Origin of the sequence: Desulfobotulus mexicanus, from assembly GCF_006175995.1 — a bacterium.
GTDB classification, from domain to species: Bacteria; Desulfobacterota; Desulfobacteria; order Desulfobacterales; family ASO4-4; genus Desulfobotulus; species Desulfobotulus mexicanus.
The window spans coordinates 49,301-70,245 of sequence record NZ_VDMB01000014.1 but is presented as its reverse complement, the minus strand read 5'-3'; the positions used below and the strand labels follow the sequence as shown (position 1 = coordinate 70,245).

Genomic DNA, 20,945 nt, shown 5'->3' with positions numbered 1-20,945 from the left:
AGTGGCAAAAGAAGGGGGGGTTGACATGCAGGCAGCCCGACTCCATACTAACGGTGTGACACTTTGGCACCTTCACACCTGAAAAGGAGAATAAATATGACCGCATTACCACGTATAACCGCCAGAATAGATTCAGATACACGTAATTTATTGAGTACGGCGACTTCCTTGTCCGGTATGTCAAGTATAAACAGCTTTGTACTGAGTGCGGCGGTGGAAAAGGCAAAACAGATTTTAGAACAGGAACGTATTCTGAAGCTTAGTGAGCAGGATGCGAGTATGCTCCTAAAAGCCCTTGACAGGCCACCCATAGTTCATTCCAGACTCAAAGCGGCTGCTGAACGCTATGAAAGCAAGGCATGATGATCAAAACGGTTCTTCTCGATAAATTCCTGCACAACCGAAATCGATTTGACTGCGGCATTGACCCTTTGAATAATTATCTGAAAAACACTGCAAATCAGCAGACCCAAAAGGACAATACCCGAACTTTTGTTCTTCAAGATCCGATGGAAAATTCTCATATTATCGGATTTTATACTTTGACCATGGTCTCTATGGATGCTCAGGGGCTACCTGTGGATCTTCAGAAAAAGCACAGATTTTCTTCTGCTGCGGGCTTAATCGCACGCCTTGCAGTGGATAGCAGATACAGAGGACAGGGTTTTGGAGAATGGCTGCTGGTCGATGCCCTTAAAAAACTGCTTTATGCCAGTGATATGGCAGCTTTTCCTTTGATTGTTGTGGATGCCAAAGAAGGGTCAGGCTTTTTTTATGAAAAATATGGATTTACGCCATTCCATGATGCAAAAAATAAGCTGTTCATAACCATTGCGGATGTAAGAATTTCTTTTAGTTAACCTTAAAAAGGTGTCCGCTTCAGTTCTCAAGGGACACGACTTTTTACGAAGTTACCATCGAATGTCTGGTTAAGTGACAGGCACAGGGTGTTCATAAGTTTTGATTTATCAACATCCTTTAAAACAGACTTCCTTCACCATCACCTTTAGGCAGATATATTAAAAAACCTTAATTTATTAAGACATCTCAGCAAAATAAGGCTATATGTCGGATGCCTTTGTATTCGAGCCATGAATATTCATGTTTTTTACAGAAACAATAAACACCATCATAAAGAAAAGATTCAGGATTCCATATGTCATTTGATAAACTTGGCCTTCGGGCTGAACTGCTGAAGGCCATTCAGGATAAGGGATATACAAGCCCAACACCCATTCAGGCCATGACCATCCCCATCATATTAAAGGGCAGGGATATTCTTGCCCGTGCCCAGACCGGAACAGGCAAAACCGATGCCTTTGCCCTGCCCATGACAGAAATTCTGTCCAGACAGAAAGCCAAATCCCGTCATCCCAGGGCGCTGGTTCTGACGCCTACACGGGAACTGGCCCTCCAGGTGGGAGAAAGTATTCAGACCTGTGCCCGCCGGGTGTCCCTGAGGTGCAGCGTTGTTCACGGCGGCGTGGGCATTCACCCCCAGATAGATCGCCTGAAAAGGGGGATAGACATTCTTGTGGCTACCCCCGGTCGTCTTCTGGATCTCTCGGGCCAGCGCCAGCTCAATCTGTCCAGCATAGAATTTCTGGTCTTTGACGAAGCGGACAGAATGCTGGACATGGGATTCAGCAAGGCCATCAATGAAATTCTGCAGCTTCTTCCCACAGACCGCAGAACCATGCTGTTTTCTGCCACCTACAACAAAGAAATCCGAGCCCTTGCGGCAAAAATGCTTCAAAATCCAGAATATCTTGAAATAACACCGGATAAAACCGCCGCAGAATCCGTTGTTCAAACGGTACACCTTGTGGATAAAACAAATAAACGCAACCTTCTTACCCACCTGATTCTCAAGGAAAACTGGACCCGTGTACTGGTTTTTTCCAGAACAAAACACGGAGCCAACAAGCTTACGGAAAAACTGGCTGCTCAGGGAATCCGAAGTGCTGCCCTGCACGGCAATAAAAGCCAGTCCGTTCGCACAAGAACCCTTCAGGCCTTTAAAAATGATGAAATCCGTGTTCTGGTGGCAACGGATGTTGCGGCAAGGGGGCTGGACATTACCCATCTTCCCTATGTGGTCAACTTTGATATGCCCGGCATTCCGGAAGATTACATCCACAGGATTGGCAGGACAGGCAGGGCCGGAATCAGCGGTATTGCCATTTCCCTTGTCAGCGCAGAAGAAAAACAATCCCTGAAAGCCATTGAAAAGCTGCTGGGTCAGAAAATTCCCGTAAAAAGCGTGGAAGGATATACCATTGATTCAGATGTTCCGGATTTTGTTCTCTATCGTCCGGGGAATGCCCACAGTGAAAAAAAGGTGGACAAAGAAATCAGGGATATTGTTCTGGAGAGGAAGGCAAAAAAAGAAGGGGGGAAAAACAAAACATCAAGACCCTTTAAAGGCAAACCCGTCAATCCCCCCGGCAATTCACGGAACAGGGGCAGAAATAAAGTATAAAGATTAATTGTTCAAAATAATTACTATAAATTATCTAAAACAGATGCAGGCCACATTTTTACGGACTGCATCTGTTTTTTTAAAAAAGCTCCCCAAGCTCACGAACAAGCCATTCCATGGAAGGCAAAAGATTTTTCGGCTCATGGGGTTCAAGGGTGATAATGGGAAGTTTTCCCTGAGCATAAAACATTTTTTTAAGGGGCGTATAATCAATCACTCCCTGACCCGGCGGCAGATGGGAGTCTTCCTTTCCATTGTTGTCATGCAGATGAATTTCTCCAATGAAGGGCCCCATCACCCCAAGCCAGTGGCTGAGATCTCCGGAACCAAAGGCAGACTGGTGTCCCGTATCCAGACAGACCCCCACCTTTTCTGCCCGGAGATGTTCCAGAAGAAGCAGAAGCTCTTCAGGATGCTCCTCGTAAACATTTTCCAGAAAAAGCTGACAGTTGTTTTTTCCCAGATCCCCTGCAACACCCTTCCAGAAATCTGCTGACCGGGCATACCATTCATCCTTAATCCAGTCGTAACGACGACTTTCCCAGCCACCGTGACAGACAACGGAAACCGGATTAAAAACAGGCACAAGCTCCAGAAACTGCTGTATCCTTTCCATGGAAATCCTGCGCACGGCAGAATCCGGAGATCCCGGTGAAAGATCCATGAAGGGACCATGGAGCGTAATGCGCCGTCCCTTTTTCTGAAATGCTCCGGCAACGGCCTTGAAATCCTCCCATCCGGAACTATCAAGACTTAAGGCATCAATGCCTATTTCCGGATTCAGCCCTAGAGAAAGAAAGGCTTCCATATAAAGCTCCCGCATGCGGAAGGGCAGATTCACCTGAATATTTTCCCTTATCCTCTGCGGTATGGCCGCAATGTCCGACAAATTCATCCTTTTTACCCCTGTATGCTGTAACTGTCTTTTTTATTTTCTGTTAAAAACTGACTTCTTTTCATGCGCCCTTAAACATATCCCTTATACCACCAATGGAGCCTAAGAAATTGGTGGCCTCATAGGGAAGGTAGACAATCTTGTTTTCCTTACCATCTGCCATGACCTTAAGGGCTTCAATATAACGCACGGCAATAAGATAATTGGCCGGATCTCCGGGCCTGTCCTTAAAGGCTTCCACAAGCTTAAGAATGGCCATGGCTTCAGCTGAAGCTATTTTATACCGGGCTTCGGCCTCACCTTCAGCTTCCAATATTGTTGCACGTTTTTCACCTTCGGCACGGTTTATGGCAGCTTCCTTCTCCCCTTCCGCCTCAAGGATGGCAGCTCTTTTTTCCCCTTCAGCCTTGAGGATAGCCGCCCGCCGGTCCCTTTCCGCCCGCATCTGCTTTTCCATGGCCTCCTGCACTTCCGCAGGGGGCGTGATGTCCTGAAGCTCCACGCGGGTCACCTTCACACCCCACTTATCCGTGGCATCATCAAGAATAGTGCGTAGTTTCGTGTTAATAATTTCCCTGGATGCCAGACACTCATCAAAATCCATCTCCCCCACAACATTTCTCAAAGTGGTCTGGGTCAGTTTTTCTATGGCCTGAGGGAGATTAGCCACTTCATACACGGCCCGAATGGAATCAGTGACCTGAAAATACAAAAGGGCATCAATTTCCATGGTCACATTATCTTTAGTGATGACATTCTGACGGGGAAAATCATAGACCGTTTCCCGAAGATCAATACGATCCGTAAGTTTGGTCACCGTCAGCCGCTTTTCTCCCGATGCATCCTGGGTGACATAACGCCAGTGGATCTGCCTTGGCTGATCCATAAAGGGCCAGAGGATATTGATACCGCTGTCCAGTGCCCGGTGAAAGCGGCCCAGCCTTTCCACAATCATGGTTTCCGCCTGCTGGATGATCTTCAATCCCTTAATGGCGAAAATAATGACAAAAAAAGCCAGAAGTCCCATAATAATCAGCAGTGGTTCCATTAATTTTTCTCCTTATCCATGTTTATTAAAAGGACGCACCTGAAGGGTAACGCCACTTACGGACTCTATGCTTACCAGATCCCCAACCTGAAACAGCTGCCCCTCACCTGCCCTTGCCCGCCATACTTCCCCGCCGATTTTCACCTTTCCATGACTTCCGGGGCCGCCGAAAGCTTCCAGCACCTCGGCAGTCTGCCCCGTAAGGGCATGAACACCTGTTTTTATGATTTTGGATTTTCCAGCAGCAAAGCGAAGAAGAAGGGGACGTACGGCAAAGGAACAAAAAAAGGATATGGCAGAAAAAATAAAAATCTGAGAAATAAGACCTGCGCCCATAAGGGATAAAAGGGCGGCGGAAAAGGCCCCCACCCCGAAACAGGCAAGAAAAAACGCAGGCGTAAACATTTCACCTGCCACAAGGATAATTCCCAGCACCACCCAAAGGTGCCACGGTTCGAATAATACCATCTTCCCTCCTTGCCCTTTATCCATGATTGTCGTAACCATGATTTCAGATTTTTTTATACCACGAAATCCAGAGACCGGAAAGCAGCCATGCATCCTGAAGCCAACCTCCTTGACTGGCCGCCCCTTATTAAAGGCAGGCTGATACGTCGCTACAAACGTTTTCTTGCGGATATTCTCCTGGATACTGGTGAAAGCATTACCGCCCACTGTGCCAATTCAGGAGCCATGACCCATTGCAGCGAAGCTGGACGGCCCGTATGGGTCGCCCATGAGCCTGGCCCCAAAAGAAAACTTTCCTACACCTGGTATCTGATTGAGATGAAAGAAAGTCTTGTGGGAGTTCACACTCAGATACCCAACAGACTGGTATCCCTTGCCATAGAAAAGGGCTATATCCCTGAGCTTTCAGGATATGAAAAAATAAAAAGAGAGGTTCGCGCAAACAACTCACGCATAGATATTCTCTTGTCGGATTCCACTAAAAAAGACTGTTTTGTGGAAGTCAAAAACTGTACCCAGATCATTAACGGGCTTGCTGCCTTTCCCGATGCTGTGACCACAAGGGGAAAGCGCCACATGGAAGAACTGGCCATACTGACTGAAAACGGAAAAAGGGCCGTTGTTTTTTTTCTGGTTCAAAGGGAAGATGCCAGAGGATTCTCCCCTGCAGAGACCATTGATCCGGCATATGCCAAGGCCCTGCGGCTGGCTGCTGACTGTGGCGTTGAAATTCTCTGTTATGATGTACGTATGAATCTTAAAGGTCTTCGGATGCACAGAGCACTTCCGGTCTTCTTATAAAAACGCTCCGTCAATACTCTCATTTTCCGGGCTTATCTTGACAGAAAAGTCCGGAACAGATACTTAGATATTCAATGAATACGGCATAGACCGTATTTTTTTATGAAAAAGGGGGATTCCATGTTTGGTATGGGTATGCCGGAGATACTTATCATTCTGGCACTGGCACTGATTGTCATCGGACCGAAAAAACTTCCGGATCTTGCCCGTTCACTGGGAAAGGCCTTTGGCGAATTTAAAAGCGCATCCAAAGACTTCAAAGATGCCCTTAATGCGGAAACTCCGGTAGGGGAAGAAAGCAAATCCCTGAAAGCACCGGACGAAAACAAGGAAAAAGACACCCGCCATGAAGGATGAGTCCCTCTCCCTTATGGATCACCTGACGGAGCTGAGAAAGCGGCTGATCCGGTCGCTGATAGCAATAAGCATCGGCTTTCTTATATGTTATGGATTCAAGGAACAGCTTTTTTTCATTCTTGTGGCTCCCCTGCAGGAAGCCATGGGGACAAGTGGATCCACGCTAATTTTCACAGGCCTTCCCGAAGCATTTTTTACCTATCTTAAAGTAGCCCTTCTCGGCGGCCTTCTTCTTGCATCCCCTTATATACTGACGGAATTCTGGCTTTTTGTTTCTCCGGGACTGTATAAGAAAGAAAAGAAACTGCTGATTCCCATTATTTTTCTTTCGGTCTTCTTTTTTCTTGGAGGTGCTCTTTTTGGATATTTTGTTGTTTTTCCATGGGGTTTTAGATTCTTCCTTGGATTTGCAACGGAAAATATCCATGCCCTGCCAGCGATGAAAGAATACCTGTCCTTTTCAAGCAAAATGCTTCTCGCCTTCGGGCTGGTCTTTGAAATGCCCCTTGTACTCACGGCCATGGCCCGAATGGGACTTGTCACACCCAATTTTCTGGCAAAAAACCGGAAATACGCACTTTTACTTTTTTTCGGACTGGCAGCCATACTTACGCCCCCTGATGTGGTTACCCAGGTCATGATGGCCATTCCCCTGGTGCTGCTTTATGAAGTCAGCATTATCGGTGCCCGTGTTTTTCAAAGAAAACCCATGGATCTGACAGATCCATAAAATATGCTGTTGATCATAAGGGTTTTTTGGCCCCCTCGCCGAAAAGCTCTCTTATCCCACCCCAAATGCAGGAGGTTTCCATGAAAAAGAAAAAAGGTTTTTTCCTGGCGGTAACAGGTGCTGCCCTTCTTTTGTTTGCTGCTGCCGTTGCACTGGCAGGTGCAATCAAAACAGAGGTCGATGATGTCATTCAAATGAAAACACCGATTTATGAAGAACACGAACGGCCCCTTGTAACCTTTACCCATAAGCTGCACTCAGAAGATTATGGCATTTCCTGTGGCACATGCCACCATGATGACAAGGGGCAGCCCCTGGAACTGGTCATGGGTGATCCTGTACAGTCCTGTGCGGCATGCCACAGTATTCCCGGCCAGAGACCAAGGGGAGACAAAACACCCAAGCTGGACTTCCATGCCGAGGCCATGCACGACAGCTGTCGCAGCTGCCATGCCCAGTTCAACAGGGAAAAAGGTGAGCGCATAGCTCCCATCATGTGCAACCAGTGCCATACCAATTGATAAGAAATTTAACAGGATAAAACCAAAAACACGACCTGAGGGGGAAACGGGGAAAACGAGGGGATCAGGGCGTGTAAAGTATCAAGGGGTGTCAGCACGGGAAGGTGCGGCACCCTTTTTTTATTAATGTCTCTTCCCTGATTCTTTAAAAATACGGGCCTGATTCACCATGGCAGGAGCCCATTGGGGTGTTCCAAGGGCGTGGATATGGGTATAGGCGGCAAGGGTATTTTTAAAAATAAGACCATCCATACCCTTTGCAATTCCAGTACCCCTTCCCATGGAAAACACCATAGGGATATCTTCCTTAAGGTATTCAACTCTGGAATAGCGGAATTCATGGCCGAGAATGGAAAGTCCTTCTGGAAAAAATGGATTTTTTGCTTCCACCTTCACCCGCACATAACCATGTCCCTGGGGTTTATCACTGAAACCGAAACGAACAGGGAAAACACCACACATGGGATAGGATGTACCATCCAGAATCAATGCCTCCCCAAGGTACATAAGTCCACCACATTCCGCATAGATGGGAAGACCTGCATGGGCTGCTTCAAAGATGCTTTTTCTTAAGCTGGCATTGGCGGTAAGGGAAGCTGCATGGGTTTCAGGAAATCCTCCGCCAATGTAAAGGGCGTCAATTTCCGGAAGAACCTTATCTTCAAGACTGTGAATTGGTATAAGTTCGGCCCCTTCCGCTTCAAGGGCTTCAAGGTTTTCAGGATAATAAAACTGAAAGGCCGCATCCTTTAAAAAACCTATTTTTACAGAATCTTTTTTGATGAAAGAAGAATCCAGAATAAAGGAATCTTTCCCTTGATCGGCTTGAATGGAAACAGGCTGTGCAAGGTTGAAAACACGGTGCATATCCACATTCTCACTTACAACAGCTGCCGAGGTTCGGATGGAATGGGAGGCCCATCCATGTTCCTGGGTAGGAACAAGGCCCATGTGGCGCTCTGGAAAGTCCTGATCCCTTAATTTTGGAATGGCCCCAAGAACAGGAACACCCGTGTGATGCTCTATGGTCCTGGTCAGAATTCCAGCATGACGGGTACCTGCCACACGGTTCAGCACAACACCGCAGATACGTACATCAGGATCAAAGTGCAGGCAGCCAAGTACCAGAGCTGCCATGGTTCTGGTGGTTTTGGTCACATCCAGACACAAAAGAACAGGCGCATCAATCAGCTTGGCAATGTCTGCCGTTGATGTATTACCCGCCAGATCAATGCCATCATAAAGACCCCGGTTTCCCTCTATAAGGGCAATATCCGATCCCTGACTGTGCCGAAAAAAAGAAGTGCGAACCACATCGGGTTCGCACAGATAAGTATCCAGATTATAGCAATGCCGACCTGTGGCAAAAGCCAGCCAGCCGGCATCAATATAATCCGGACCTTTTTTAAAGGGAGCGACACTTATACCTGCCTGGGTCCAGGCCGCTGCAAGACCAATGGAAAGAATGGTTTTGCCTGACCCACCCCTTAAGGCGGCAATGGCAATGCGGGGTATATCATAACGCATGAAGCCGGTTGCTCCGTTCAAAAAGCATATTATTTATTCACCTTCAGTGCCAGCCTGCTTGCCTGCACCTTTACGGCCGATCATGGTGGAAGAACCGGAAGACCAGTATTCCAGAATTCCTTCACCCACCATTTTATTGATGAAGTTTTTTACGGTTCTGGGTCCTTCATCGGGAAAAATTGTATAAAAATCCTTCAGATAAAACTTGGATTTGGATTTGGCCTTACTTTCAATATAATCCAAAACCATTTCTTTTGCATTGTCCGGAAGAGCCATGTACGCCTCCATAAAAAAAAAGTTTTGGCCGACACCCTTGTAGGTGCCGGCCTTTTGAAGCAAAAGACTCAGTTCTTAAAACTTGAACTGGGTAGACTGCCGCCAAGTGTAATATGCATGATCGCGGAAATCATCGATCAGGTGGTGCGTAAACTCAATTTCACACTTCTCAAAGAAGCGCTCCCAGCCGATACGCTCAGCCCAGTCACCAACACGCTCATACTTTCTGGCATCACTGGCATAGGCTTCCACCATACGGCGGATAGTCTGAGTCATAGTTGGCCAGCGGGGCATTTCATTATCAATGAAGGCCACAACAACCTTGGAGAACTTGGGCGGGTTGATGCGGTTGGAAATTTTACCACCCACCATAAGAACAATACCATCACCTTCGGTATCGGAAATGGGAAGTGAAGGACACATGGTGTAGCAGTTACCACAGTACATGCAGCGCTCATTATTGATGGCAAGGCTGTTCACCTTGGTGCCGTCGGGCAGCTCATGTTTGGCTGGCTTAATGGCCGCCGTGGGGCAGGAGGCAATTGCCAGAGGAATTTCACACTGCTTGTCCAGATACTCATGGTCAATCATCGGCGGCTTTCTGTGGTAGCCGAGGATGGCAATATCAGAGCAGTGTACGGCACCGCACATGTTCAGGCAGCAGGCCATGGCGATACGCAGCTTGGCAGGAAGACGCATGTCCTGGAAATCCGTGAACATTTCGTCCATGGTGGCCTTAACTGTACCTGAGCCATCCGTGGCAGGGGTGTGGCAGTGAATCCAGCCCTGGGTATGAACGATGTTGGAAATACCAGCGCCCGTACCACCGATGGGGAACTTAAAGGAACCGCCTGCAAACTTGCGGTCTTTCAGGTCTGCCTTGAGGGCTTCAACCTTATCCTTGGAATCCACCATGAACTCGATGTTGTTACGGGTAGTGAAGCGCAGGTAACCGTCACAGTGTTTATCTGCAATGTCGCAGATTTCACGGATCAGGGTACCGGACATAAGACGGGCACCACCGCAGCGAACGGTATAAACTTCATCTCCGCTTTCGCCAACATGCACCAGAACACCGGGTTCAATAATTTCATGGTAGAGCCATTTACCCTTATTGGCCTTGATGACCGGAGGATAAAACTCTTCAAAGTGACGAGGACCTATATCTGTGATCCGGTTTTCCATCGGAGTTGCCGGATTATAACCAGAGGATACAAAAGCCATGGAATATCCCTCCCCTTCTTAGCGCTTATGATGTTTTCTGTATTCCTTGACGTCACGCTCCCAGCCACCAGGTACTTCATCTTCTTTCCAGAAGATGTAGGGGTTGCAGCGGGGTTCACTGACGTGGCGGGCGTCCGCTTTGATACCGGTAACTTCCAGCATTTTCTGGAAGCCAGCGCGGCGGATAAGCTCGCCAAGGCGCTCACGGTTCTTGCCTTCTTCCATCCACCAATCCCAGATAGACTCAATAACTTCCGTAACAGCAGCATAATCATCTTCGGGATTGACTTCCACAAAGGGAGCCAGAAGGGAACCCATCTGCTGACCATCAAGGATGGGAGCCTTGGCACCAACCAGAATGGAAAGACCGGTATCCTTACCTACGCGAAGGGCGCGGGGCATGGCGTTGATGCAGTGCATGCAGCGGTTGCACTCTTTGTTGTCGATTTTCAGCTCTTTGCCTTCCATCCACATACATTCGGTGGGGCAGAGATCAATTATTTCCTTCTGAATATCGAAGGCACCCCAGTCGCGGCCTTTAAAAGCACCACCGTTGGGAGCAATCTCTCCACCTATATAAGCCTGAACAGCTTCCTGATCAATGCGGATATCGTCCTTCCAGGTACCGATGAAGCTCATGTCAGAACGGGCAATGGAAGCAACGCAGCCATTGGGACATCCGTCGAACTTGAACTTGAATTTGTAGGGGAAGGCGGGACGGTGAAGTTCGTCCTGATACAGATTGGTGAGGAAGTGGCACAGGCCGTTGGTGTCGTAGCAGGAAAACTCACAACGGGAAGAACCGATGCAGTCTGCAGGGGTTCTCAGGTTGGAGCCGGAACCACCAAGGTCTGTGTTCAGGTTGTGGGTCAGTTCATAGAAAATTTCTTCAAGCTGCTCTGTACGGGTACCAAGGAAAATAATGTCACCCGTGGAACCATGCATGTTGGTCATGCCGGAACCGCGCATCTGCCAGATGTCCATGAGCTGACGAAGATAATCTGCCTTGTAATACTTACCCGCAGGCTGAGCCACGCGGACGGTGTGGAAGTGAGCAACACCGGGGAACATTTCCGGCTGGTCGCAGTAACGACCGATAACGCCACCACCATAACCGAATACACCAACGATACCACCGTGTTTCCAGTGGGTACGGCCATGTACATAAGAAAGTTCCAGAACACCCAGCAGGTCATCTACAACATCTACCGGAACCTGAAATTCAATGCCGGCCTCATTTTTGGCGCGGACTTCAGCTTCAAGCTTCATGTCGGAGACGAAGCTCGGCCAGGGGCCAGACTCCAGCTGGTCCAACAACGGAGTTTCGTGTTTTGCCATTACCTTACCTCCATGTGAAAGATTTACAATCCTGACGTTTCGTCAAGGGGAACTCACCGTAAAACCAAAACATTCGCAATGCTTTACTATAGCTGTCAAAAAACCCTTTATTTCTATCTATTCAAAGATGGATCATATAGGATGTGAACGCTCCATTGTCAATAAAAAAGGGTTTTTTCTTAAAAACCAATAGCTCTTATTTATCAACCTTTTTTCCCTCAATACCCTATATTGCCTACACAACAAAAAAAACATCTCCATCTTGTATTTTTATTAGGAAAAAACATTTACATATTTTTTGAACAATCACATATCACTTCAAAAACACTGTCTGAATGGGCCCTCATATGTTTTTTTATCAGAACAATATCCGAAGCCATGGGATTACAGGCAGACATAATTTCCTCATGCAGAGAAAAAAGATGGTCACTGCCCATGGAACGTACAATTTCAGGAATTGCCTCGATAATCATTAGCATTTCTTTGCTGTCCGGGGCTTTTTCAGATAATCCTTCAAAAAATCCGGCTATACATGGCGCAATTACATAATCCGGAGCCCATACCAGCTCTCCCACACCATCTAAGCGATCCAGCCGCATCCGCATCAGCATATTCCATAAAAAATGAAAAAGGCATTCAAGCTTATCCGAAAGATCCGTCTCTTCTGAATCCATGGATAAAAGACTGGTATACTGACGCACGGTGATCAGGCGGACATCCACTTTTTCCAAATCCCGACAGACCACAAAATCTCCAGCAGCATGGTGCCATGGGAAAATCTGATCAAAGGTATCAAAATCATAGGACCGGCTGAGGATGGCAGCTGCTTTACGGAAAAAATCAGAAACCTCTTTTTCCTGCATAACAGATCTGCTTCCATCATCCTCCCAGACCTTTATCCCCAGAGAACCATCCTCCAGACAGGACCAGTGAAATTCACAGAAACCCTCAAACCATGGGGCTGAGAAAAATGAGGCGGCCTTTCCTGACTCCAGCAGGTATTCACCGGAAAAATACACTTCAGGAATATCCCTTGCGGACTTATTCTTAAGCTTACCAAGAGCCTTTATTTCCTTACCCATGGTACGGATAGCTTCCGCACTGACAGCCCCGTTCACAACCATAGGCTGGCTGTTCCTCCCATTAATAACAACTTTACATGGGTGGTAAAAAGCACCATGTTTTTCAAGAATGATGTGAATTTTTTCTATCTTTTCACTGTAAATTTTTTCAACTTCGTTAATATTTTCATCCAGAAAAATACCCACGCCCTTAAGAAAAGCTCCGCACTGAATATCCGTATCCTTATCTGTATCTGCCGGCAGCGGATGGGAATACATAGGATCTGAAGGAAATACGAGATCCCCCATTCCTGAAATACCATAAGAATATACGGTCATTATCTTTTCCATTCAATTACGGGCTGTCATTGCTGCCGGGTATGGGGCCTTTTATCTTCTTTATATTTTTTTTCTGTGGGCTTCCAGCTCATCCTTCAAACCCTGTGCCACTTCATAACCAAGGGATTCGGATTTATCTGCATTTTCAGCGGCTTTTTCATAGTCCCCTTTTTCAAGGTAAGCTACCGCCAGATTATTATAAGAAATGGGGAAATCAGGATTGATTTCTATGGCTTCCCTACAGGCTTCAATGGCTTCATCCAGAAGACCCTGCATCAGATAGGCGGTTGCCAGTGTTGTGAAAGCCTGAATGTTCTTTGAATTAAAAACAATACTCTTTCTGAGATGTTTAACAGCTTCTTCAATGTTTCCATTCTGCAACTCAAGATATCCGATATTGGCATATCCAGGAGAAAAACCTGCCCGTGCCTTGATGGATCTTTTATTATAATGCAGACAACCTTCAGTATCTCCCCTCTGGAGACAGATGGCGCCCAGCTGTACAAAGGCTTCCGCAAGGTTTGGGCTGCAGGAAATAGCTTCATGCAAATGGGATTCCGCTTCCTCATATTTTTTCTGGCCCATCAGGGCTACGGCCAGATTATAGTGCGTGGCACCGCACTCGGAATTGGATGCCAGTGCCATCCGCTGCTGTGCTATATATTCATCGGCGTTCTGTGCTTTCTGCATATTTTTTTCATCCCCTTAAAGTGTAAATTTTAAAAAAAAATCTATGGATACTTAAATATTTCTTACTGCTATACAGCCATTTCATATCATCCATAAAAACAATGAATGAAGGATAATCAAAAAAACCATGTGTCTTTATCATAAAACAACAAAAAATTCTTAAGGTGTTCCGTTAATATGGGCCGTCCCATTCTGTCAAGGATATTTGTCTTTCCTGTATTCCCAAAGGGTTAAATATTGTCAAATTATAAAATATATGGTAGGCCGACAACTGGAATATAAAAAACTTTAATGGTGACATTTCAATATTTTTTCACCATAAACTATAAATATTTTTATATTTTATTTAATTGCACTCCGATACTACCAGACAAAAAATATCTGATATTTTCTGTTACTTTTTTTAGAATACACCACAGGAAGGGAGTTTTATATGCGCACAGGCTGCTATACTGCGCTGGTCACCCCCATGACCAACAACACCGTTGATTACAAAGGCCTTGAAGCACTGGTGGATTTTCAACTTCAATCCGGGGTTACGGGTATTCTTGCCGTGGGAACAACGGGAGAAAGCCCCACCCTTAACTGGGAAGAACATAATACAGTCATTAAAACCGTTGCTTCGAAATGTAAGGATAAAGCCCTTTGCATTGCCGGTGCCGGCAGTAATAATACCGCAGAGTCCATGAATGCCGCCATCCATGCCGCAGATTGCGGAGTTGATGCCATTTTGCTGGTAGACCCTTATTATAATGGTCCAAGCTCCCTTGAAATACGCAGGGAATATATTGCTCCCGTTGCAAAAGCAGTTCCTGACATAGATATTATACCCTATATAATTCCAGGCCGCACCGGTGCCCAGATGTTTCCAGAAGACCTCGCTGTTTTGCATCAGCAGTATAAAAACATACGCTGTGTCAAAGAAGCCACGGGTGATCTCGATAATATGCGCCGTACACGTGAATGCTGTGGTCAGGATTTTATGATTTTTTCCGGGGATGATGCCCTCACCTTTCCCATGATGACAGATCCATATATCGCAGCTTCAGGTATCATATCCGTAGCTTCCAATATAGTACCGGCACTTATAACAGAAATGACCTATTGTCTGAAAAAGGGAGAAACACAGAGAGCACAGCAGATTCTTTCTGATATAGAGCCCCTTTTCCGATTGGTCACCGTCACCACCCAGGAAGAAACGCCCTATGGCCCGGTTGCCTGTCGTGCCAGAAATCCCCTGGCTCTGAAAACACTGATGCAGCTCATCGGTATGCCATCTGGCTCCTGTAGAAAACCCTTAGGAAAAATGACCCACAAAGGCTTTGAATTTGTTCTGGCCACAGCAAAAGAAATCCATCAGAAAAATCCTGATGTATTTGGCTCAGCTGCAAAGTTTTTTGATGTGGATATAGAAGAAAGACTTAAAAATCCTGAATACTGGAAAGATCTCTATTATACGGAAGAATACACTGACACTCCCGGATAATAAACAGTACAAAAACACTGTGGCAGAATTCCCTTCATGGTGAATCCTGCCACAGAGACAGTTAAGACATAGGGCCTGAAAAAATTATTTTTTTCTTGCTCCGGCAAACTCATCCTTTACGGAAAAACGTCCTTCCGGATCCCGCTTGAAAAGAATAGCCTGAAGCCAGTCAAAACCAAACTGTAACAATGTAATTTCATCTTCACTTATTTTTTTAATAATTTCATCGGAAATATTATGCATTTTTAAAAAATCCGACTCAAATACAAATCTTTTGAAACCGTCAATATTATAACAGACCATGAAAAACAGTTTTCTGCTCTTTTCCGTCATATCCATGGTAAAACCAAAACTTTTCTTCCTTACAATCAGATCCGTCCATCCCTCATTTATTCTGTCCTGAAGATCAACCCCCTGATCCATGCGCCATTCTGCTATTGACCATTCTTTGTTCTCCTGATGCCCCTTACAGCGTTCTTCATTGATCATAAAGAAAAAATCATCCTGTGTACCCTCAACCACATCTTCCATGTGACTTCTTGTAGCCATGCCTATGGGATAATAACGACAGGCACTTGGGCGGTCTGCATAAATAATGCACCCTTCACCATCCCGGACAAAGGGACAGGACTGTTTTTCATCATCCAGAAGACGCATTACCGGTACGGGCAATCCTGTTTTTTCAAGAATCTGAGGTTCCGTATAAACAGCCAGAAATTCATCTGAAGGAATTCCCATACGATTTTTGATTCGGATAATATCATAGGGAGTAAGCATGATATTAATTTTTCGGCAGCAATCCGTAAAGCATGGAACACCGGGATGGCAGTCAAAACAAAAACGGCTTGATCTGGTTAACTGGACGGGAACAGCCTCGTTAACATACTCCTGATCACTCATAAAATTTTTCCTTCCATACAATTGAATTTTTTTCAAATTTTATCTGGTATTAATAAAAAAAACAGAACTATCCTTATTCCGTAAGGAAAAAACACCTGTATAAAAAAGGAAACAAGGTATAAAACATACCCTGATATTTTTTAAAGTCCCTCAAAATCTGGAGACCCCCATGAATATTTCTTTTACCGCCAGCAGTAATCTTAAAAAAAAACCAGAAGACCATGAGCTCAGTTTCGGTACTCAGTTTACAGATCACATGCTTCTGATGGATTACAACCCAGAAAAAGGCTGGCATGATCTGCGCATTGTTCCCTATGATAATTTTTCACTTCCACCATCCACAACGGTTTTTCATTACGGACAGGCAATTTTTGAAGGCCTTAAAGCCTACAAACGCAAGGATAATAAAATCCAGCTGTTCCGTGCAAAGGACAACTTCGAACGATTCAATCGTTCAGCCAGACGCATGTGTATCCCAGAAATAGATAATGATTCTATCCTTGAAGCCCTGAAAGAACTTATCCGCATAGAAGAAGACTGGGTTCCTTCCAGTCGGGGTACCTCTCTTTACATCCGCCCCACCATTATTGCAACCGATCCCTTCCTCGGAATACGTGCTTCCCATAACTATCGTTTTTTTACCATCCTGTCTCCTGTGGGAGCTTACTACCCAGAAGGTTTTAATCCTGTAAAAATATGGGTCACCAGTGATTATGTCCGTGCCGTGCCCGGTGGCGTAGGTGAAGCAAAAACTGCTGGTAATTATGCAGCCAGTCTTTATGCCTCAGAAAAAGCCCAGAAGGAAGGTTACACTCAGGTTTTATGGCTGGATGGGAAAGAACACCGTTACATAGAAGAGGTTGGGTCCATGAACATCTTCTTTGTAATAAACAACGCCATTGTTACACCAGAACTCAATGGCAGCATTCTTTCCGGTGTCACCCGCAATACCGTCATTCAGGTAGCCAGAAAAAAAGGATTGTCTGTTTCTGAAAAACGGATTTCCATTGATGATATATGTAAGGCCCATGAAAATGGAGAATTAAGTGAAGCTTTTGGCTCAGGAACAGCCGCTGTTATTTCTCCTGTGGGTACCATTCGCTATAAAGATCAGGTTCTCACCATAAAAAATGGGGTTGCCGGTCCCATATCAACCATGCTTTTTGATGAAATTACAGGCATTCAATATGGTGAAAAGGAAGATTCTTTCCAATGGACTGAAATCATATAAAATTTTAATTGTTCAGCACATTTTATCTTAAAAAAATTGTTCATTAATTTCAAAACTCTGATTCCAGAAAAAGACAACAGGGCTGTTTGTAAGTGACATTGCAATAGTTTCGGATTCCGGCACTCAAGCCATAAACCCAAAGCCTGCGATGAAAACAATGGGTTTTTGCAAGCTTGAGTGCCGGATTGAGTCACAAACAAATAGCTCGCTTGTCTATACACCTGATTCATCAGGGCATGCAGGCAGATCCTGACTCCTTTATCCTTCAAAAAAACTTTTCAATTTATGTATTCTTCACGAAATTGTAAAACCCTTTTTATATAATTCACAGTTTCAGAAAAAGGCGGTACACCACCATATCTTTTGACATTGGATGGACCTGCATTATAAGCGGCAAGGGCAAGCTCCACATCACCTTCAAACATATCCAGCATCATTCGCAGATAACGGGTTCCTGCCATAATGTTTTCCCTTGGATTAAAGGGATCTCTTACACCAAGATCCTTGATGGTAGCAGGCATCAGCTGCATAAGCCCTTTGGCGCCTTTAGGTGAAAGGGCTTTCGGGTTAAATGATGATTCTGCCCGGACGACCGCCTTAACCAGAAACGGATCCACCCCATGATAATTTGCCGCCACCCGGATATTTTCATCATAAAAAGTCAGCTTTCCAATTTCACTCCCTTTTTTCTCACCTCTCTCACTCATAAAAAATTTATAGCTGGATGATGTTGGTGTATTGGTAAAACGAACAATACCATTTTCGTCCACATGCATATAAATATCCGCCACCGATAAGCATGGAAAAACAAAGTAAAAAAATAACAAAAAAACAGAAATAATGCTTAAATCTATCTTATTTATCATCATTTCTTTTATTCTGCCCTTTCCCATGACTCAATCAATGGACTTATCAAAATCTGTTATGACAGTATATTTATTGTTCATATCTTTGATCAAAAGTATGACAAAAAGATACTTTATCAAATAAATACAAGTAAATATATTTCATGTTTATTCTTATTATAATAAACAGCTACTGTTTTAGTGCAAAAAATACATTACTAAATAGACAGTTCTTTTTTTTCCTCCTTTGAAAAAATTTCAACCTTTCCATAGTCGCCGTCATATCCTCCTTCAATAGTTATACGATTTTCCCTGACCCGCAGGATTGCCTCCCCAAGAATGGGAATCCCCAACGTATTAATATTATCTATTTCCATTTCCCACAGAACGGAAAATTCCGGGCCCAGGCCGTTTATAATCTGTTCATAACTTTTTCCTGTTTTTTTAGTATTGGGTCCAACTCCCAGAATTTCAGAGAGGATATTCTTTAAGGGTACCAGGCTGTGGAAAGGTATTTTTCTTTTTTCTTCAGGATGATTACGGTCAGATAGTTCACAAACCCTGTATAAAACTCCAAGGGTAAGAGCTTTTCCACATACAGGACAAAGCCCCCCAAGCTTCATGGATTCTTCAGGTGTCAGTCGTACACCGCATTTTCTATGTCCATCCAGATGATATTTCCCCTCTTCAGGATAAAACTCATAGGTCCCAAGAAAACTCTTGGAATTCTGATTTTTAAGGGCATGGTACAAGCCCATATAATCAAATTCCGTATCAAGAATATTGGCTTCCCTTCCTAGATTTCCGGGAGAATGGGCATCTGAATTGGAAACAAGGGTCAGATTATCAAGGAAGGAAACGCGCCTGTTCATAGGAGGATCCGATGACAAGCCCGTTTCCACAGCAAAAATATGGGGCGTAAGATCCTCAAAACAGGCCTCCACGCTGTCAAAACCAGATTTTGACCCCAGAAGTGAAAACCATGGTGTCCAGATATGGGCAGGGATCAGGAAGGCATGTTCATGGGTTTCAAGAACCATCTCAAGGAGATACCGGCTGTCCAGCCCCAGAATAGGTCTTCCGTCGGAAACAATATTTCCTATGCGACCTAAACGCAGATTGAACTTTTTTACACTTTCAAGATCCGGAAAATAGACAAGGTTATGGTTTTTACGGACTTTGCCATCTTTTTTATAAATACAGCTTATTTCAGAGGAAAGAATAAAGCGGACCTCACGTCTGCAGACAGAAGGAACCAGAACATCCAGTTTCCCAGAAATTTCCGGACGAAGCTTATAAAATCCTGCTTCTGCAGGCAAAAGCTTACTTTCTAGCTCCACAAACCATCCGGGATGGGTACAGTCACCCGTTGCCACAAGGGAAATCCCCTTATACTGGGCTGAAATATACAAATGCTCCAGATCCAGCGAAGAAGCCGTTGCCATGGAAAACTTTGAATGGATGTGCAGATCCGCTATATATCTCATATGTTCAGGATTCCTCCGCAGGCCAGATGGGCTGATCCATCTCATCCGTATAGAACCCCATCTGAACTGAAATCAGCGTATCAAACTCAAAATAAAAAGACGCAGATAAATCATCCACCTCAAGGCAGTCCTGTTCTTCATCTTTTTCTTCAATAATTTCATTTATATTGTTTTTCTGGAGGAAATTTTTCAACTGTGTTTTGGATAAACGCGCAATATTCTGATCAAAGAGATCAAATTGCATGGAATCCACCTCAAAGCATCCAAACCGCCATGCATCCTCTTCATCAAAATAAAGGGTCAGGCCCTGATCAAAATAATAAAGAACCCTTGTTTTTCCTGTTCCTGCATCATTAAGAATATCTTTAAAATCCGCTTCTCCAAACAAAGCTTCCACCTGAGGTTCCGACATACCGAAAACAAGCCCATTGACACCCTTACCCGGAATAAGACAATGCTTTATATTCATTATTTTTCCTGTTTTTTTTCACAGATGCTTTTTTATCGAATCCGTGCTAATAATATATAGTTATTTTCTGCTTTATCTTTAAAGTTTATCAGCTGAAAACAACACCCTTTAAAACTTCTACAATAACCTCTGATTTTATAAATGGAGTCCCATGGCCCTGCTTTCCTCATCCACAGCCCTCACAAGATACCGTGTCGAGGGCAATAAAGAAACCTTATCCCTTGAGACCATAAGGGAAAAAATTAACAATAACAGATTCCCGGAAATTGAAGATCCCGCATCCTTTTTTACCAGCGGATGGACACCTTTCGAATCTCATTATTTATCTGATTTTTCAGAAAAAACAATAGTTTTTGGCAATAATTTTCTTTTCTGCCTGCGCATTGACAAAAAAACAGTACCTTCCAGGATACTGAAAAAAATGGTCGCCATAGAAACACAGAAGCGTCTCAAGGAATCCGGAAAGGAATTTCTGTCAAAAAATGAAAAAAAAGCATTAAAAGAAGATATAGAAGCATCTCTTCTTCTCAGAATTCCTGCAACACCAAATATTTACGATTTTCTATGGAATATGGAAGCAGAAGAAGTCTACTTTTTTTCCAGCCAGAAAGCCGCCTGCGAAGAAGTGGAAACTCTTTTTTTAAAAACATTCGGCATCCATCTTATCCGGATATTCCCCTATACCGCAGCCATGTTCAGCAATGAACTCAGTGATATGGAAAAAGACCGTTTTACAACCTTAAGCCCTGTTCGTTTTTCGGAGTAAAAAA

Annotated in this window: 23 protein-coding genes; 10 read left to right on the top strand and 13 right to left on the bottom strand. The window is 44.6% G+C overall.

Annotation, left to right across the window (positions count from 1 at the left end):
• Window positions 1-96: 96 nt before the first annotated feature.
• The 3 genes from FIM25_RS11420 to FIM25_RS11410 all read left to right on the top strand — a co-directional run bounded on the left by FIM25_RS11420 (window position 97) and on the right by FIM25_RS11410 (window position 2,482).
• Window positions 97-363: a type II toxin-antitoxin system TacA family antitoxin gene (locus FIM25_RS11420; RefSeq protein ID WP_139449400.1), complete on the top strand. Its 267-nt coding sequence runs from the start codon at window positions 97-99 to the stop codon at window positions 361-363.
• The gene (locus tag FIM25_RS11415; RefSeq protein WP_218961397.1) at window positions 360-860 is read left to right on the top strand and encodes a GNAT family N-acetyltransferase; all 501 of its coding nucleotides are present in this window, start codon (window positions 360-362) and stop codon (window positions 858-860) included. The genes FIM25_RS11420 and FIM25_RS11415 overlap by 4 nt, the downstream gene beginning before the upstream one ends.
• 296 nt (window positions 861-1,156) lie before the next feature.
• The gene (locus FIM25_RS11410; RefSeq protein ID WP_139449398.1) at window positions 1,157-2,482 is read left to right on the top strand and encodes a DEAD/DEAH box helicase; all 1,326 of its coding nucleotides are present in this window, start codon (window positions 1,157-1,159) and stop codon (window positions 2,480-2,482) included.
• Between the two features lie 79 nt (window positions 2,483-2,561).
• On the opposite strand, the gene FIM25_RS11405 is transcribed toward FIM25_RS11410, so the two are convergent.
• From FIM25_RS11405 to FIM25_RS11395, 3 genes are all read right to left on the bottom strand, one after another.
• Window positions 2,562-3,377: a sugar phosphate isomerase/epimerase family protein gene (locus FIM25_RS11405; RefSeq protein ID WP_139449396.1), complete on the bottom strand. Its 816-nt coding sequence runs from the start codon at window positions 3,375-3,377 to the stop codon at window positions 2,562-2,564.
• 61 nt (window positions 3,378-3,438) lie between these two features.
• Entirely contained in the window at window positions 3,439-4,425 is a 987-nt protein-coding gene (locus tag FIM25_RS11400; protein ID WP_139449394.1) for an SPFH domain-containing protein, read from the bottom strand.
• Between the two features lie 12 nt (window positions 4,426-4,437).
• The gene (locus FIM25_RS11395) at window positions 4,438-4,893 is read right to left on the bottom strand and encodes an NfeD family protein (protein WP_179953321.1); all 456 of its coding nucleotides are present in this window, start codon (window positions 4,891-4,893) and stop codon (window positions 4,438-4,440) included.
• An 87-nt stretch (window positions 4,894-4,980) separates the two neighbouring features.
• Between FIM25_RS11395 and sfsA the strand changes: the two genes are divergently transcribed.
• The 4 genes from sfsA to FIM25_RS11375 all read left to right on the top strand — a co-directional run bounded on the left by sfsA (window position 4,981) and on the right by FIM25_RS11375 (window position 7,302).
• Window positions 4,981-5,694: a DNA/RNA nuclease SfsA gene (sfsA, locus tag FIM25_RS11390; RefSeq protein ID WP_139449390.1), complete on the top strand. Its 714-nt coding sequence runs from the start codon at window positions 4,981-4,983 to the stop codon at window positions 5,692-5,694.
• Window positions 5,695-5,814: 120 nt separating this feature from the next.
• A complete protein-coding gene (tatA, locus tag FIM25_RS11385; RefSeq protein WP_139449388.1) occupies window positions 5,815-6,051 on the top strand; it encodes a twin-arginine translocase TatA/TatE family subunit in 237 nt (78 codons plus the stop codon).
• The gene (gene tatC, locus FIM25_RS11380) at window positions 6,041-6,781 is read left to right on the top strand and encodes a twin-arginine translocase subunit TatC (RefSeq protein WP_139449385.1); all 741 of its coding nucleotides are present in this window, start codon (window positions 6,041-6,043) and stop codon (window positions 6,779-6,781) included. Before tatA ends, tatC begins: the two co-directional genes overlap by 11 nt.
• 80 nt (window positions 6,782-6,861) lie before the next feature.
• Window positions 6,862-7,302, top strand: coding sequence for a cytochrome c3 family protein (locus tag FIM25_RS11375; RefSeq protein ID WP_139449383.1), 441 nt, complete (start codon window positions 6,862-6,864; stop codon window positions 7,300-7,302).
• A 123-nt stretch (window positions 7,303-7,425) separates the two neighbouring features.
• Here FIM25_RS11375 and FIM25_RS11370 read toward each other — a convergent pair whose 3' ends face one another.
• The 6 genes from FIM25_RS11370 to FIM25_RS11345 form a co-directional block, all read right to left on the bottom strand.
• Window positions 7,426-8,829: a cobyrinic acid a,c-diamide synthase CobB gene (locus FIM25_RS11370; RefSeq protein ID WP_139449381.1), complete on the bottom strand. Its 1,404-nt coding sequence runs from the start codon at window positions 8,827-8,829 to the stop codon at window positions 7,426-7,428.
• Between the two features lie 33 nt (window positions 8,830-8,862).
• Complete coding sequence (locus FIM25_RS11365; RefSeq protein ID WP_139449379.1) at window positions 8,863-9,105, bottom strand: dissimilatory sulfite reductase D family protein; 243 nt, start codon at window positions 9,103-9,105, stop codon at window positions 8,863-8,865.
• 75 nt (window positions 9,106-9,180) lie between these two features.
• Window positions 9,181-10,329 carry a dissimilatory-type sulfite reductase subunit beta gene (gene dsrB / locus FIM25_RS11360; RefSeq protein WP_139449377.1) on the bottom strand — a complete coding sequence of 383 codons (1,149 nt, stop codon included), beginning with the start codon at window positions 10,327-10,329 and terminating at the stop codon, window positions 9,181-9,183.
• Window positions 10,330-10,347: 18 nt separating this feature from the next.
• Window positions 10,348-11,667, bottom strand: coding sequence for a dissimilatory-type sulfite reductase subunit alpha (dsrA, locus tag FIM25_RS11355; RefSeq protein ID WP_139449375.1), 1,320 nt, complete (start codon window positions 11,665-11,667; stop codon window positions 10,348-10,350).
• A gap of 287 nt (window positions 11,668-11,954) precedes the next feature.
• A complete protein-coding gene (locus FIM25_RS11350; protein WP_139449373.1) occupies window positions 11,955-13,067 on the bottom strand; it encodes a hypothetical protein in 1,113 nt (370 codons plus the stop codon).
• Between the two features lie 60 nt (window positions 13,068-13,127).
• Window positions 13,128-13,757, bottom strand: a complete 630-nt coding sequence (locus FIM25_RS11345; RefSeq protein ID WP_139449371.1) for a tetratricopeptide repeat protein — start codon at window positions 13,755-13,757, stop codon at window positions 13,128-13,130.
• A gap of 433 nt (window positions 13,758-14,190) precedes the next feature.
• Here FIM25_RS11345 and dapA point away from each other — a divergent pair, with 433 nt between their 5' ends.
• Window positions 14,191-15,243, top strand: a complete 1,053-nt coding sequence (gene dapA, locus FIM25_RS11340) for a 4-hydroxy-tetrahydrodipicolinate synthase (RefSeq protein ID WP_139449369.1) — start codon at window positions 14,191-14,193, stop codon at window positions 15,241-15,243.
• A gap of 84 nt (window positions 15,244-15,327) precedes the next feature.
• On the opposite strand, the gene FIM25_RS11335 is transcribed toward dapA, so the two are convergent.
• Window positions 15,328-16,143, bottom strand: coding sequence for a YkgJ family cysteine cluster protein (locus FIM25_RS11335; RefSeq protein ID WP_139449367.1), 816 nt, complete (start codon window positions 16,141-16,143; stop codon window positions 15,328-15,330).
• Between the two features lie 169 nt (window positions 16,144-16,312).
• Between FIM25_RS11335 and FIM25_RS11330 the strand changes: the two genes are divergently transcribed.
• Entirely contained in the window at window positions 16,313-17,374 is a 1,062-nt protein-coding gene (locus FIM25_RS11330) for a branched-chain amino acid aminotransferase (RefSeq protein WP_139449365.1), read from the top strand.
• Window positions 17,375-17,652: 278 nt separating this feature from the next.
• Here FIM25_RS11330 and FIM25_RS11325 read toward each other — a convergent pair whose 3' ends face one another.
• The 3 genes from FIM25_RS11325 to FIM25_RS11315 form a co-directional block, all read right to left on the bottom strand.
• Window positions 17,653-18,150, bottom strand: coding sequence for a lytic transglycosylase domain-containing protein (locus FIM25_RS11325; protein ID WP_218961395.1), 498 nt, complete (start codon window positions 18,148-18,150; stop codon window positions 17,653-17,655).
• Window positions 18,151-18,437: 287 nt separating this feature from the next.
• Window positions 18,438-19,706: an endonuclease Q family protein gene (locus FIM25_RS11320; RefSeq protein WP_139449364.1), complete on the bottom strand. Its 1,269-nt coding sequence runs from the start codon at window positions 19,704-19,706 to the stop codon at window positions 18,438-18,440.
• A 4-nt stretch (window positions 19,707-19,710) separates the two neighbouring features.
• The gene (locus tag FIM25_RS11315) at window positions 19,711-20,175 is read right to left on the bottom strand and encodes a hypothetical protein (RefSeq protein ID WP_139449362.1); all 465 of its coding nucleotides are present in this window, start codon (window positions 20,173-20,175) and stop codon (window positions 19,711-19,713) included.
• 151 nt (window positions 20,176-20,326) lie between these two features.
• Here FIM25_RS11315 and rdgC point away from each other — a divergent pair, with 151 nt between their 5' ends.
• Entirely contained in the window at window positions 20,327-20,941 is a 615-nt protein-coding gene (gene rdgC, locus FIM25_RS11310) for a recombination-associated protein RdgC (RefSeq protein ID WP_139449360.1), read from the top strand.
• The last annotated feature ends 4 nt before the right edge of the window (window positions 20,942-20,945 follow it).